Annotated in this window: 12 protein-coding genes; 6 read left to right on the plus strand and 6 right to left on the minus strand. The window is 71.6% G+C overall.

Features of this window, described 5'->3' with window-relative positions; all coding sequences use genetic code 11:
- Positions 1 to 26: 26 nt before the first annotated feature.
- From BJY16_RS02175 to rpsB, 5 genes are all read right to left on the minus strand, one after another.
- Positions 27 to 1019: a phosphatidate cytidylyltransferase gene (locus tag BJY16_RS02175; RefSeq protein ID WP_185037457.1), complete on the minus strand. Its 993-nt coding sequence runs from the start codon at positions 1017 to 1019 to the stop codon at positions 27 to 29.
- Complete coding sequence (gene frr / locus BJY16_RS02180; RefSeq protein WP_185037458.1) at positions 1019 to 1576, minus strand: ribosome recycling factor; 558 nt, start codon at positions 1574 to 1576, stop codon at positions 1019 to 1021. The genes BJY16_RS02175 and frr overlap by 1 nt, the downstream gene beginning before the upstream one ends.
- A gap of 54 nt (positions 1577 to 1630) precedes the next feature.
- Positions 1631 to 2383: a UMP kinase gene (gene pyrH / locus BJY16_RS02185; protein WP_185046226.1), complete on the minus strand. Its 753-nt coding sequence runs from the start codon at positions 2381 to 2383 to the stop codon at positions 1631 to 1633.
- 108 nt (positions 2384 to 2491) lie between these two features.
- Entirely contained in the window at positions 2492 to 3322 is an 831-nt protein-coding gene (tsf, locus tag BJY16_RS02190) for a translation elongation factor Ts (RefSeq protein WP_185037459.1), read from the minus strand.
- A 75-nt stretch (positions 3323 to 3397) separates the two neighbouring features.
- Positions 3398 to 4282 carry a 30S ribosomal protein S2 gene (rpsB, locus tag BJY16_RS02195; protein ID WP_185037460.1) on the minus strand — a complete coding sequence of 295 codons (885 nt, stop codon included), beginning with the start codon at positions 4280 to 4282 and terminating at the stop codon, positions 3398 to 3400.
- Between the two features lie 412 nt (positions 4283 to 4694).
- Between rpsB and BJY16_RS02200 the strand changes: the two genes are divergently transcribed.
- From BJY16_RS02200 to BJY16_RS02210, 3 genes are read left to right on the plus strand one after another with little or no spacing between them, the layout of a single operon-like run.
- Complete coding sequence (locus tag BJY16_RS02200) at positions 4695 to 5054, plus strand: YraN family protein (protein WP_185037461.1); 360 nt, start codon at positions 4695 to 4697, stop codon at positions 5052 to 5054.
- Complete coding sequence (locus BJY16_RS02205; protein ID WP_185037462.1) at positions 5054 to 6604, plus strand: YifB family Mg chelatase-like AAA ATPase; 1551 nt, start codon at positions 5054 to 5056, stop codon at positions 6602 to 6604. Before BJY16_RS02200 ends, BJY16_RS02205 begins: the two co-directional genes overlap by 1 nt.
- Before the next feature lie 35 nt (positions 6605 to 6639).
- Entirely contained in the window at positions 6640 to 7815 is a 1176-nt protein-coding gene (locus BJY16_RS02210; RefSeq protein ID WP_185037463.1) for a DNA-processing protein DprA, read from the plus strand.
- Between the two features lie 220 nt (positions 7816 to 8035).
- Here BJY16_RS02210 and BJY16_RS02215 read toward each other — a convergent pair whose 3' ends face one another.
- Positions 8036 to 8221, minus strand: coding sequence for a DNA-binding protein (locus BJY16_RS02215; protein ID WP_185046227.1), 186 nt, complete (start codon positions 8219 to 8221; stop codon positions 8036 to 8038).
- 1992 nt (positions 8222 to 10213) lie between these two features.
- Between BJY16_RS02215 and BJY16_RS02220 the strand changes: the two genes are divergently transcribed.
- The 3 genes from BJY16_RS02220 (at position 10214) to BJY16_RS02230 (ending at position 12522) form a co-directional block, all read left to right on the plus strand.
- Positions 10214 to 10474, plus strand: a complete 261-nt coding sequence (locus tag BJY16_RS02220) for a hypothetical protein (RefSeq protein WP_185037464.1) — start codon at positions 10214 to 10216, stop codon at positions 10472 to 10474.
- 242 nt (positions 10475 to 10716) lie between these two features.
- Positions 10717 to 11121, plus strand: coding sequence for a winged helix-turn-helix domain-containing protein (locus tag BJY16_RS02225; protein ID WP_185037465.1), 405 nt, complete (start codon positions 10717 to 10719; stop codon positions 11119 to 11121).
- A gap of 141 nt (positions 11122 to 11262) precedes the next feature.
- Positions 11263 to 12522: a tyrosine-type recombinase/integrase gene (locus BJY16_RS02230; RefSeq protein ID WP_185037466.1), complete on the plus strand. Its 1260-nt coding sequence runs from the start codon at positions 11263 to 11265 to the stop codon at positions 12520 to 12522.
- Positions 12523 to 12525 lie beyond the last annotated feature (3 nt).

Consider the following 12525-nt stretch of genomic DNA (forward strand, 5'->3'; position numbering starts at 1 on the left):
ACGCGTTTCGGCTAGGTCGCCCATGGCTAGTTCGGCGCGATGATCGCGAAAAGCAGGTAGGCGGTGGGGACCGCGAAGAGGATGGAGTCCAGCCGATCCATCAGTCCGCCATGGCCGGGCAGCAGGTTGCTCATGTCCTTGATGCCGAGGTCGCGCTTGAGCATCGACTCGGCCAGGTCGCCGAGGACCGCGACGATCGAGAGCACCGCGCCGAACAGCAGGCCGTAGTGGACCGGCACGTCCATCAGGAAGTAGAGCAGCGCGCCGCTGCCGATCGCGGACGCGGTGATCGAGCCGGCGAAGCCCTCCCAGGACTTCTTCGGGCTGATCTTCGGAGCCATCGGGTGCTTGCCGAGGAAGACGCCGGCCGCGTAACCGCCGGTGTCGGAGAGCACCACGGCCACCACGGTGGCCAGCACCCGCCAGGCGCCGTCCTCCTCCGGGCGCACCAGCATCGCGGCGAAGCTGAGCAGGAACGGCACGTAGACCGCGATCAGGGTGATCGCGGTGAAGTCGCGGCGCACCGCGGCCGGCCCGTCGGCGAGGCGCCACAGCGTGGCGGCGGCGACCGTGGCGACCAGGCCGAGCGTGAGCGCGTCGGTGCCCTCGTACCACGCCAGGCCGGTCATCACGGCGGTGCCGGCGATCAGCGGGACCAGTGGCGGGCGGGCGCCGATGGCCGAGACCGCCCGGGCGGTCTCCCAGACCCCGATGGCGGCGGCCGCGACCACCACGCCCAGCAGGGCCGGCGGCCAGATCAGCAGCGAGGCCAGGATCACCAGGCCGAGGCTGAGACCGACCGCGATCGCGGCCGGCAGGTTACGGCCGGCCCGGCTTTTGCCCTTGTTGTCACCGCGGCCGGCGCGGCGCTTGCCGGGGCCGCGCTTGCCGGGTGTCTCGTCAGCCGAGCTCATCGGGTCGGGCGCCTTCTCGTCCGCGTGCCAGGCGGGATTCTGGTATGCCGGGGCGGCAGGCGTGTCGCCGGCGCTGTGCCCGGCACGCGGATCGAGGTACGACATCAGACTTCGAGCAACTCTGCTTCCTTGTGCTTGACCAGCTCGTCGATCACCGCGACATAGCGGTGGGTGACGTCGTCGAGCTCCTTCTCGGCGCGACGGCCCTCATCCTCGCCGGTCTCGCCGTCCTTGACCAGCTTGTCGATCTGCTCCTTGGCCTTGCGGCGCACGTTGCGGATGGCGACCCGGCCCTCCTCCGCCTTCGACCGCGCCACCTTGATCATCTCGCGGCGGCGTTCCTCGGTCATCTGCGGCAGGTGGATGCGCAGCTGGGTGCCCTCGTTGTTCGGGTTGACCCCGAGGTCCGAGTCACGGATGGCGCGCTCGATCGGGCCGAGCTGGCTGTTGTCGTACGGCTTGACGATGACCATGCGCGGCTCCGGAACGCCGACCGAGGCCATCTGGGTCACCGGGGTGGGCGCGCCGTAGTAGTCCACCACGATCTTGGAGAACATCGCCGGAGTGGCCCGCCCGGTCCGGATCGCGGCGAACTCCTCCTTGGCGTGCTCGACCGCGCTGTCCATCTTCTCTTCGGCCTCGAAAAGGATTTCCTCGATCACCGGCTCTCCTCGCTCTCTTCAAGTGGTGCGGAATCTGGCTTCGTGCGACGAAGCTCAGGCGGTGATCAGGGTGCCGATCTTCTCGCCCGCGCACGCGCGCACGATGGTGTCGTCGCCGTCCGCGCCGAAGACCAGCATCGGCAGCTTGTTCTCCTCGCAGAGGCTGAACGCGGCCTGGTCGGCGACCCGGAGCCCGCGCTGGAGGATCTCCTGGAAGGTGATGTTCTCCAGCTTGCGCGCCTGCGGGTCGATCCGCGGGTCGGCGGTGTAGACGCCGTCGACGCCGTTCTTGCTCATCAGCACCATGTCGGCGTGGATCTCCAGCGCGCGCTGGGCGGTCACCGTGTCGGTGGAGAAGTACGGCATGCCGGCGCCGGCGCCGAAGATCACGACGCGGCCTTTCTCCAGGTGCCGGATCGCCCGGAGCGGAATGTACGGCTCGGCGACCTGGGCCATGTGGATGGCCGTCTGGACCCGGGTCTCGATGCCCTCCTTCTCCAGGAAGTCCTGGAGGGCCAGGCAGTTCATCACCGTGCCCAGCATGCCCATGTAGTCCGCGCGGTTCCGGTCCATGCCGCGCTTCTGCAGCTCGGCGCCGCGGAAGAAGTTGCCGCCACCGACCACCACGGCGACCTGGATGCCGCGCCGGTTCACCGTGGCGATCTGCTTGGCCAGCGCCTGCACCACGTCGGGGTCGACGCCGACCGCGCCGCCGCCGAACACCTCGCCGGACAACTTCAGCACGACCCGGCGCGGCCGCATGGCCGGCGGGTTCTCGTCGACCGTGGCGGACTGCTCGGTCACCATCGTCATGAGACCCGCCTTCCCTTCACTTTCTGCAGGAGACCTTATGCGACCGGGAGGCCGGACGCTCAATCGCGTACCCGACCTCCCGTGCCATTGCTGTGCGGAGCCTTACTCCTGGCCGACCTCGAACCGGACGAACTTGGTCAGCTCGATGCCGGCCTCGGTGGCGACCTGCTTGACGGTCTTCTTGTTGTCGACGACCGACGCCTGCTCCAGCAGGACGAAGTCCTTGAAGAAGGAGTTCACCCGGCCCTCGACGATCTTGGAGATCGCCTGCTCCGGCTTGCCCTCCTCGCGAGCGGTCTGCTCGGCGATCCGGCGCTCCGACTCGACGACCTCGGCCGGGACCTCGTCGCGGGTCAGGTACTTCGGCCGCATCGCGGTGATCTGCATGCCGATGCCGCGGGCGTCCGAGTCGGCCGCCTCGTCGTCCTTGCCGGTGTACTGCACCAGGACGCCGACCTGCGGCGGCAGGTCCTGCGCCTTGCGGTGCAGGTAGACCGCGACGGTGCCGTCGAGGATCGTGAAGCGGTTGACGACGATCTTCTCACCGATCTTGGCGGCGTAGTCCTGCACCAGGTCGGCGACGGTCTTGCCGTCCTCGATCGTCGCGGCCAGCAGCGCGGCGGCGTCGGCCAGGCCGTTCTGCTCGCCGAAGGTGACCAGGCGCTGACCCAGCTCGACGAAGTCGGGGGTCTTGGCGACGAAGTCGGTCTCGCAGTTCAGCTCGAGCAGAGCCTTGCCGGAGTGGCTGACGATGCCGTTGGCAGCGGTGCGGCTCGCCCGCTTGCCGACGTCCTTCGCGCCCTTGATGCGCAGGAACTCGACAGCCTTGTCGAAGTCGCCCTCGGACTCCTCGAGCGCCTTCTTGCAGTCCATCATGCCGGCACCGGTGAGGTCGCGGAGCTTCTTGACATCCGCGGCGGTGTAGTTAGCCATGACTCTTCTCTCGATGTCAGTCGGGAAAGCGGCCGCCGCCAGTTAACGACGGCGGCCGGAAGCGTGTCGGTTGACTTACTCGGCGGGGACGGCAGCCGGCGCGGCGGCGGCAGCCGGAGCGGCGGCAGCCGGGGCGGCCTCGGCCGGAGCGGCCTCGTCGGCCTTCTTGTCGGCGCCCTCGTAGAGGTCCCGCTCCCACTCGGGCAGCGGCTCACCGGCGGCGACGGTGCCGGCCTCGGGCTTCGCGTCGGCGTCGCCACGGTTGCGGCCGGAGCGGGCGATCAGGCCGTCGGCCACGGCGGCGGCGATGACCTTGGTCAGCAGCTCGGCGGAGCGGATCGCGTCGTCGTTGCCCGGGATCGGGAAGTCGACCTCGTCCGGGTCACAGTTGGTGTCCAGCACCGCGATGACCGGGATGCCCAGCTTGCGGGCCTCGTCGACGGCGATGTGCTCCTTCTTGGTGTCCACGACCCAGATCGCCGACGGCGTCTTGGTCATGTCCCGCAGACCACCGAGGGTCTTGGTGAGCTTGGTCTTCTCCCGGTAGAGCTGGAGGGTCTCCTTCTTGGTGTAACCCGCGGCGGTGCCGGTCAGGTCACCCAGAGCCTCGAGCTCCTTCATCCGCTGAAGGCGCTTGTAAACGGTCTGGAAGTTGGTCAGCATGCCGCCGAGCCAACGGTGGTTCACGTACGGCTGGCCGACCCGCGTCGCCTGCTCGGCGATGGCCTCCTGGGCCTGCTTCTTGGTGCCGACGAAGAGGATGTGGCCACCCTCGGCGACGGTCGTCCGGACGAAGCTGTACGCCTTCTCGATGTAGTCGAGGGTCTGGCGCAGGTCGATGATGTAGATGCCGTTGCGCTCGGTGAAGATGAAGCGCTTCATCTTCGGGTTCCAGCGACGGGTCTGGTGCCCGAAGTGGACACCGCTCTCCAGCAGCTGACGCATGGTCACGACGGCCATGGTGGTGCTCCCTGATCTTCCCTGGTTGACACGCCCATCGGCGATGGGCGTCCTGGCGCCGGGCGACGGCCGCAGTGGTGACCCGAAGATCATCGGGACCAGGGAGGGCCGTCGCCGCCGGCCGTCGCTGAGGAACCAGCGAGGTGAACCGGCGGAGGGCACGCGAGGTCGACCGCCTGGGCGGTCGCCGGGGACCAGCATACGCCAACCAGATTTTTCCCGGCTGACGGGCCTTTCCCGGCCGGGTCCCGGGGGAGCGGCAACCGCAACACCGGAAGAAACAGGACGAGTACGCCGATAGTCCCCGCCGGGGATAGCACACGGCGCCCGATCATGGGCGGGATATCCACATTCCCGCGGCGTCCACAGGCTGCCCGGCCGGCGGCGCCGGACCCTGCCAGCGTCCGGCGGCATGACGACTCAGCGACGGGCGGTCGGGGCGTACGGCGAGCGGATCGCCGCCCGGCATCTGGAGGACCACGGGCTGGAGGTGCTGGCCCGCAACTGGCGATGTGCCGACGGCGAGGTCGACCTGATCCTGCGAGACGGCGACGACGTCGTGTTCTGCGAGGTGAAGACACGGCGGACGGCGACCTTCGGGCCACCGGCCGCCGCGGTCGACCGGCGCAAGGTGCGCAAGCTGCGGCAGCTCGCCGCCCGCTGGCTGGCCGAGTCCGGGGCGCACGCCCCGCAGATCCGGTTCGACGTGGTCGAGGTGCTCCCGCAGCCGCGCGGGGCGAGCCGGGTCGTGCACATCCGGGCGGCGTTCTGATGAGCTACGCGCGCGTGCTCTGCGTCGGCCTGGTCGGGGTGTCCGGCCGCCTGGTCGAGGTGGAGGCCGACCTCTCCGTCGGCCTGCCCGCCGTGGTGCTGACCGGCCTGCCGGACACCGCGCTGCACGAGGCCCGGGACCGGGTCCGGGCCGCCGTGGTGAACAGCGGCTGCGAGTGGCCGAACCGCCGGATCACGGTGAACCTGCTGCCCGCCGCCCTGCCCAAGCACGGCAGCGGCTTCGACCTCGCGATCGCGGCGTCGCTGCTGACCGGGGCCGGCGATCTGCCCGCCGCCCCGCTGGAGCGGGTGGTGCTGCTCGGCGAGCTCGGCCTGGACGGCGCGGTCCGGCCGGTCCGCGGCGTGCTGCCGATGGTGGCCGCGGCCGCCCAGGCCGGGATCACCCGGGTGATCGTCCCGCTGGCCAACGCCCGGGAGGCGACCGTGGTGCCCGGGGTGACGGTGCGCGCCGTCGACTCGCTGCGCCGCCTGGTCGACTTCGTCCGGGGCGCCGACCGGCTGCTCGACCCGCCACCCGAGGCGCCGCTCCCGGCGCGCGCCGGCCCCGACCTGGCCGACGTCGCCGGCCAGCAGTTCGGCCGTTACGCGCTGGAGATCGCCGCCGCCGGCGGCCACCACCTGGCGCTGCTCGGCCCGCCCGGGGCCGGCAAGACGATGCTCGCCGAGCGGCTCCCGTCGATCCTGCCCGAGCTCGGCGACGAGGCGGCGCTGGAGGTGACCGCGCTGCAGTCGATCGCCGGGGTGCTGCCGCCGGACAGCGGGCTGATCCGGCGGCCGCCGTTCCAGGCGCCGCACCACACCTCCAGCACGGCCGCGCTGATCGGTGGCGGCAGCGGCCTGGCCCGGCCGGGGGCGCTCAGCCTGGCGCATCGGGGCGTGCTGTTCCTGGACGAGGCGCCGGAGATCTCCCGGGTGACGCTGCAGGCGTTGCGGCAGCCGCTGGAGAGCGGGCGGGTGGTGCTGGCCCGGGCTCGGGGCACGACCGAGTATCCGGCGCAGGTCCAGCTGGTGCTGGCGGCGAACCCGTGCCCGTGCGCCTCCACCACCGGCGACCAGAACTGCACCTGCAGCCCGCTGACCCGGCGGCGCTATCTCGGACGGCTGTCCGGGCCGCTGCTGGATCGGATCGACATCCGGGTCGACCTGCTGCCGATGCGGGCCGCACAGTTGATCACCACCGCCGCGCCGGCCGAGTCGTCCGCGGTGGTGGCGGAACGCGTGATCCAGGCCCGGACCGCGTCGGCGGGGCGGTGGGCGGCACACGGCTGGCGGGTGAACGCCGAGGTTCCCGGCCCGCAGCTGCGGCGGCCGCCCTGGTTGCTGCCGGGCCGGGACACCGCGGTGCTGCGGGACGCCCTGGACCTGGGCACGGTGTCCGCCCGCGGCTTCGACCGGGTGCTCCGGCTGGCCTGGACGATCGCCGACCTGGACGGGCGGGACCGGCCCGGCGCCCCGGACGTGGCGGAGGCGCTGCAGCTCCGGACCGGCACCCTGGGCGCCGCGGCCGCGCCGGTGGGAGGCCAGCGGTGAACGGGCCGGGCAGCCGCGCCGGTGGGAGGCCGGCGGTGAACGGGCCGGGCAGCCGCGCCGACCGGGTGGCCCGGGTCGCGCTCTCCTGGCTGGCCGAGCCCGGGCACCGGGTGGTCTGGACGCTGGTCCAGCAGGCCGGGGCGCCGGCCGTGCTGGACCGGCTGCTGGCCGGCGACATCCCGGACCGTTCGCTGCGCACCACGGTCGCCGCCCGGGCCAAGGCCGGTGACGCCCGGCAGGTCGCGGAGGTCCAGCTCGACCAGGCCGAGCGGCTCGGCGCCCGCCTGGTGGTGCCCGCCGACCCGGAGTGGCCGGCCCGGGTGGACAGCCTGGCCGCCCTGGAACTGGACACCGGCGGACGGATCAACACGGACACCAGGCCGCCGCTCTGCTTCTGGGTCCGCGGCGGCCTGCCGCTCGGCGCGACGCTGGACCGCTCGGTGGCGGTGGTCGGCGCCCGGGCGTCCACCGAGTACGGCGAGCACGTGACCCTGGGCATCGCGGCCGGACTGGCCGAGCGCGGCTGGACGGTGGTGTCCGGCGGCGCCTTCGGGATCGACGCGGCGGCTCATCGCGGGGCGCTCGCCGTCGCCGGCGCCACGGTGGCGGTGCTGGCCTGCGGGGTGGAGCGGCCGTACCCGGCGAGCAACGCCCTCCTGTTCGACCGGATCGTCGAGCAGGGACTGCTGATCAGCGAGTGGCCGCTGGGCTCGGAGCCGCTGCGGCACCGCTTCCTGATCCGGAACCGGGTGATCGCCGCGGCAACCGCCGGCACGGTCGTGGTGGAGGCGGCCGCGCGCAGCGGGGCGACCCAGACGATGAGCCGGGTGCTGGCCCTGGACCGGCCCGCCATGGTGGTGCCCGGTCCGGTGACCTCAGCGATGTCGGTCGGCTGCCACGGGCTGCTGCGCAGTCACCCGGCCACCCGGCTGGTCACCTCGGCCGCCGACGTGCTGGAGGAGGTGGGGCGGATCGGCGAGTACCTGGAGCCGCCGCCGCGCGGGCCGGAGCGGACCCGGGACCGGCTGGACGAGGAGTCGGCGCTGATCCTGGAGGCCTTCCCGCGGCGCGGGACGGTGACTCCGGAGGTGCTGGCCGCGGAGGCACGGCTTGACCTGCGTACGGTCCTCCGCCGGCTGTCGCTGCTGGAAACGGCCGGGCTGGTGGTCCGCACCGAGGCCGGGATCACGCTGGCGCGGCGCGGTGGCTAGGTTCCGGCCACCCGAACGGGTGAATCCCAGCAGTGTCGGCGGTCACAACGCTTCACCGTCCTCAGTGGAGCGCCACGGCGGCGGCACCGCGCCGCACCACGGCTTGAGCCACGCGATTGCGGAGACTCGCCGCGCCGCCCGATCGCCCGACGCCGGCCGAGCCTCGCCCCCTCCGGGACGGGCACCCGCCGGCGATCACCCGGGGACCGGGCAGAGGCGATCAGTCCTCGGATTCGTCCAGGTCACGGCGGTGAACCTTCATCCACGCCTCGACGTCCTCGGTGAGCCACACCTTGCCCTGGGCAAGGTCGGCGATCGGCTTCGGAAAGTCGGCGCGACTGGTGATCTGGTACGCCCGCTGGCGGCTCACGCCACCCAGGCGGATGCGGATCTCGTGTGCGCCCATGAGGCGGATCGGCTTCACTCCCACGTGATCGACCGTAGGCGCGGGACTATTAGGCGTTCAGCAAGTTGGCGCGGGACAGCTGGTCGTCGATGCAGTACCATCGTCGCCATGACTAGATGTCGTACGACAAGTAACCAGGTTCCCTATTTCCCTGGTCATCGCCGTGACTGGCGGACCCTGTGGCGTCGGTGCCGGTGCGGATTACCGGCTCCGTGCATCGACCGGCGAGTGCCGGCGGCACCGATGCCCTACCCGGCACCCGCCCCTGTCGCACTCCCGGACAGCACAGCCGGGCCACATGGCGTCACCCCGCCGGGCGGACGAGAGCCGCGACTGGCGGTTCCGCCCGAGATTCCTCGGCAGCGCCGGCCCGCTGACGACGCCGGCGGCGGGTCGGCCACATCGCGAGCGAGTCGCCCGGCGGCGCCGCCCGACTCCACCGCCTACGGAGGAGCCACCCATTCACGGGAGAGCCGACACGATGACACCGATACGAGCCGGCCCTGGTTCGCCACCAACGCCGGATCCCGGGCCGACCCGCGAGAAGCCGGCGGGGAACGACCCACCAACGACGGATCGGAGGGAGTTCGAGGTGGCGAGAGAGACGGGGACGGTGGGACGAACACCCACCACCGGCCGGATCCGCCCGAGCAGACCGGCCAAGCGATCGGGCGGGCCACGGTGCCCCGTCCGCAACCGAGACACCAGGAGGACAACGTGGGCCGGGCCGGCAACCTCACACCGGGGCAGCGCCATCGCACCCGATGCAACGAGCCACTCAAACACCACTTACGTCGCCGCCGCGATCATCATCCTTGATCGCTGGACCACGGACCGGCACGACCGTCACCACTCGGCCGGCCGAAGACCGCGACAACCGTGGCTCACTGGGATGACCAGCGTCGCGAAGGGCCAAGGAAACGGCCCCAACCCGGTGTCCGTCTGAACGCACGACCGTCCGCACGCCGACAGGCTGCGTGACCGGCGACGCGAAGGGCGCTCGGTGCAAGCTCGGCAGCTCATCCAAGCCGACGTCACCGACGAAATCTCCGGTTCAGCCCGGCCGGATGCTCCACTGAATCACCGCTGACCACAGAGTCGACGCTTCGTCGCGAAGGCACCACTCACCGCCCGCCGTCCTCGAAGGATCGCGCTGACCAGCGGTGACACATTTCGCGAGACTGCCGCCACCATGGAATGCGAATTCAGCCCGCGGAGGCACCACGCCCCGCCCCCAAACTTCGCTCGTCCGCACCTGCGCGTCAGTCGCAGGCAGACCAGCGCGCCGCACGTCGCGGGCAGGCCAGCGCGCCGCACGTCGCAGGCAGGCCAGCGCGCCGCACGTCGCAGGCAGGCCAGCGCGCCGCATATCGCGGATCAACACCGCTTGCCGCGGAAACACTGGGCTCTTCGCTCGCAAGCCCTCGCCCTCGGCGGAAGCAGCACCGCTGCGGTGTCACCACACACCAGCAGCGGCCATGCCACTGGCAAGTGCGCTGCCCGTCTACAGGAGAGAACGCCAGCGCTCTTTCACGTGGCAGTCGCTGGCTTGCGACACCACTCGCCGCCAGGGCGACCAGCCACGACACCACTGACCCGCCATGGCACCACACCGTCAGCACGCCACAACCCCACGACACCCGCTGACTTGAAGTGACCGCCACACCGCCAGCGCGCCATTCCACGAAAGGCGCGGCCGACGGTGGCACCACACGCCGTCTGCAAGAAGTCGCACGGCCCGTTTCCGGCAGCGGCGACACCACACCGCCGCACAACAGGCCGCACGGCACACCCCAGGAAACGGCGGCCGCGCACACCGCTTACCAACTACCTATGACGGCACGCTGGCCAGCAGCCGACGGAAGTGGAGTCATCCAGCGAAGACACCACCAGCCGGCTGGAGCGGGCCTACTGGCGGCGAGGCACAAGTCCTGGGGCGGCTGATGGGGCCGGGCTCGGCGTGACGGCTCTGGACAATCCGGAGGAACGTCGTTGACCACCACGCCAGAAGTCGAACACCTGCACGGGCGGCCGGACTGGGGCTGCCGTGCCTGCGGCCTGCCATGGCCTTGCGTCACTGCGCGCGTGCGGCTGCTGCATGAATACCGCGCTTTTCCGTCGCTGCTGCGCATCTACCTGTCCGCGCAGATGTACGAGGCCATCGAGGACATGCTCGTCACCGGCAAGGCGTCGCCATCTCATCTGTACGAACGCTTCATCGGCTGGGCACCGAGCCAATCGCGCCCTCGATGACGACAGGTCAGGCCCGGCCACGACAGCGCCGGCTGGACCTATCGCGCGAACGCGTAGTGCCGGGGCGAACGACAGGAACGGGCGACGGTCGCGCCCAGCAGTCTTTCGACCGGCCTGGCAAAACCGCCGCCCGCCCTGTCGCCCGGACCGGCTGGGCCTCTCCGGAGCGACACTCTCATCATAGTTACATCGGTCTGTAGGTACAACGTGACGGCACATCGTGGTCACGTAAAATAATCGCCATGATCGATCACTCGGCGGACCGCGCCGTCTTTCGGCAGCTCGCTGACCTGCTGCGTGATCGGATCAAGTCGGGGGAGCTCGGTCCCGGGGAGCCGCTGCCCAGTGAGCTGCGGCTGGCTCAGGACTATGGGATCAGCCGGACCACGGTGCGCCAGGCGATCGGGCAGCTGCGGACCGAGGGGCTGGTGACGGTCGACCGGCCCCGGGGCACCTTCGTCCGGGTGCCGGAGCCGGTGCAGGTCATCCCGCTCGCGCGGGGCGAGCGCGTCGGCGCCCGCATGCCCACCGACGCCGAGCGCCGCAAACACCGCCTCGGCGAGGGCATCCCGGTCCTGGTCGTCACCACACCGGACGGCACCGAGACGGTCCACCCCGCCGACCGGGTCCACCTCACCCGCCCCTGACCCACAGGTCGCCCCCACCCGGCCTGCCACCGGCCCGCGGACCAGCTTCAGCTGTAGCGCTGCAGGTGCAGGTGGGTGGAGCGGAATCCAGCGGCGCGCCATGGTGGGAATCTATGGGTGGGGTGTGACAAGAATGGCGGCATGGACGCCTATCGACGACGGCCGGCCCGGAAGAGCGCGCGGGGGCTGCACGAGTCGCTTCCGCTGGAGCTGCGGGAGGTGGTGGACCGGTTCGGGCATCACCTGGCGGTCGTGGAGGGGCGGTCGGCGCATACCGTGCGGGCCTACCTCGGTGACGTCGTCTCCCTGCTGACGCACGCGGCGGACCAGGGCTGCTCGACGGTCGAGGACCTGGACATCGCGGTGCTCCGCGGGTGGCTGGCCGCGAGGCTGACCGAGGGCGCCGCCCGGCCGTCGCAGGCGCGGCGGGCCGCGGCCGCCCGGACCTTCACCGGGTGGGCGCACCGGATCGGCCTCTCCCCCACCGACCCGGGCGCCGGGCTGGCCAGTCCGCGCGCGCATCGCGACCTACCGCACGTGCTCCGCGCCGACCAGGCCGCAGCCCTGGTGACCGCCCCGGGAAGCCAACCGGCCCCGCGCGGCGCCGGCCCCTTGCCGCACACCGGCGAGACCATGCCCGGCTCGCCCACCGGGATGACAACTCCGGGCCGCGGAGACAGCGGACTGGCCGGGGATGGCGCGGTCGCCGGCCAAGGCGAGGCCGGCGACAACGGGACCGCGGCGAGCAGCGGGGCGACCCGGGGCGAGGACGTCGTGGCGGTGCGGGATCGGGCGGTTCTGGAGTTGCTCTATGCCACCGGGATCCGGGTGAGCGAACTCTGCGACCTCGATCAGGCCGACGTCGACCACGGGCGGCAGGTGGTCCGGGTCTTCGGCAAGGGAGGCAAGGAGCGCGCCGTCCCCTACGGCCACCCGGCCCGCGACGCCCTGGCCGCCTGGCTCCGCCACGGCCGCCCCACCATCGCGGCGAACACCGGAAGCAACGGGACTGGGAGCGGCACCGGAGGGGTCGGCACGGGGAGAAACAACGCGGTGGCCGGCGCGGGAGCGGGGAGGAAGTCCGGATCTGGCAAGGGCGGTACGCACCGAGGCAGGCAGAAGCAGGGCGATCCGCTCTTCCTGGGCCTCAAGGGCGGCCGCCTCCAACCCACCGTCGTCCGCCGGATCGTCGCCGCCGCCGCCCGCGCCGCCAACCTGCCGCACACCAAACCGCACGACCTGCGCCACTCCGCCGCCACGCACCTGCTGGACGGCGGCGCCGACCTGCGCGCCGTCCAGGAGCTGCTCGGCCACAGCTCGCTGTCCAGCACCCAGATCTACACCCATGTCTCCACCGAGCGACTGCGCGCCGCTTTCAAGCAGGCCCATCCACGAGCCTGACAA

The organism is Actinoplanes octamycinicus, from assembly GCF_014205225.1.
Lineage (GTDB): Bacteria > Actinomycetota > Actinomycetes > Mycobacteriales > Micromonosporaceae > Actinoplanes > Actinoplanes octamycinicus.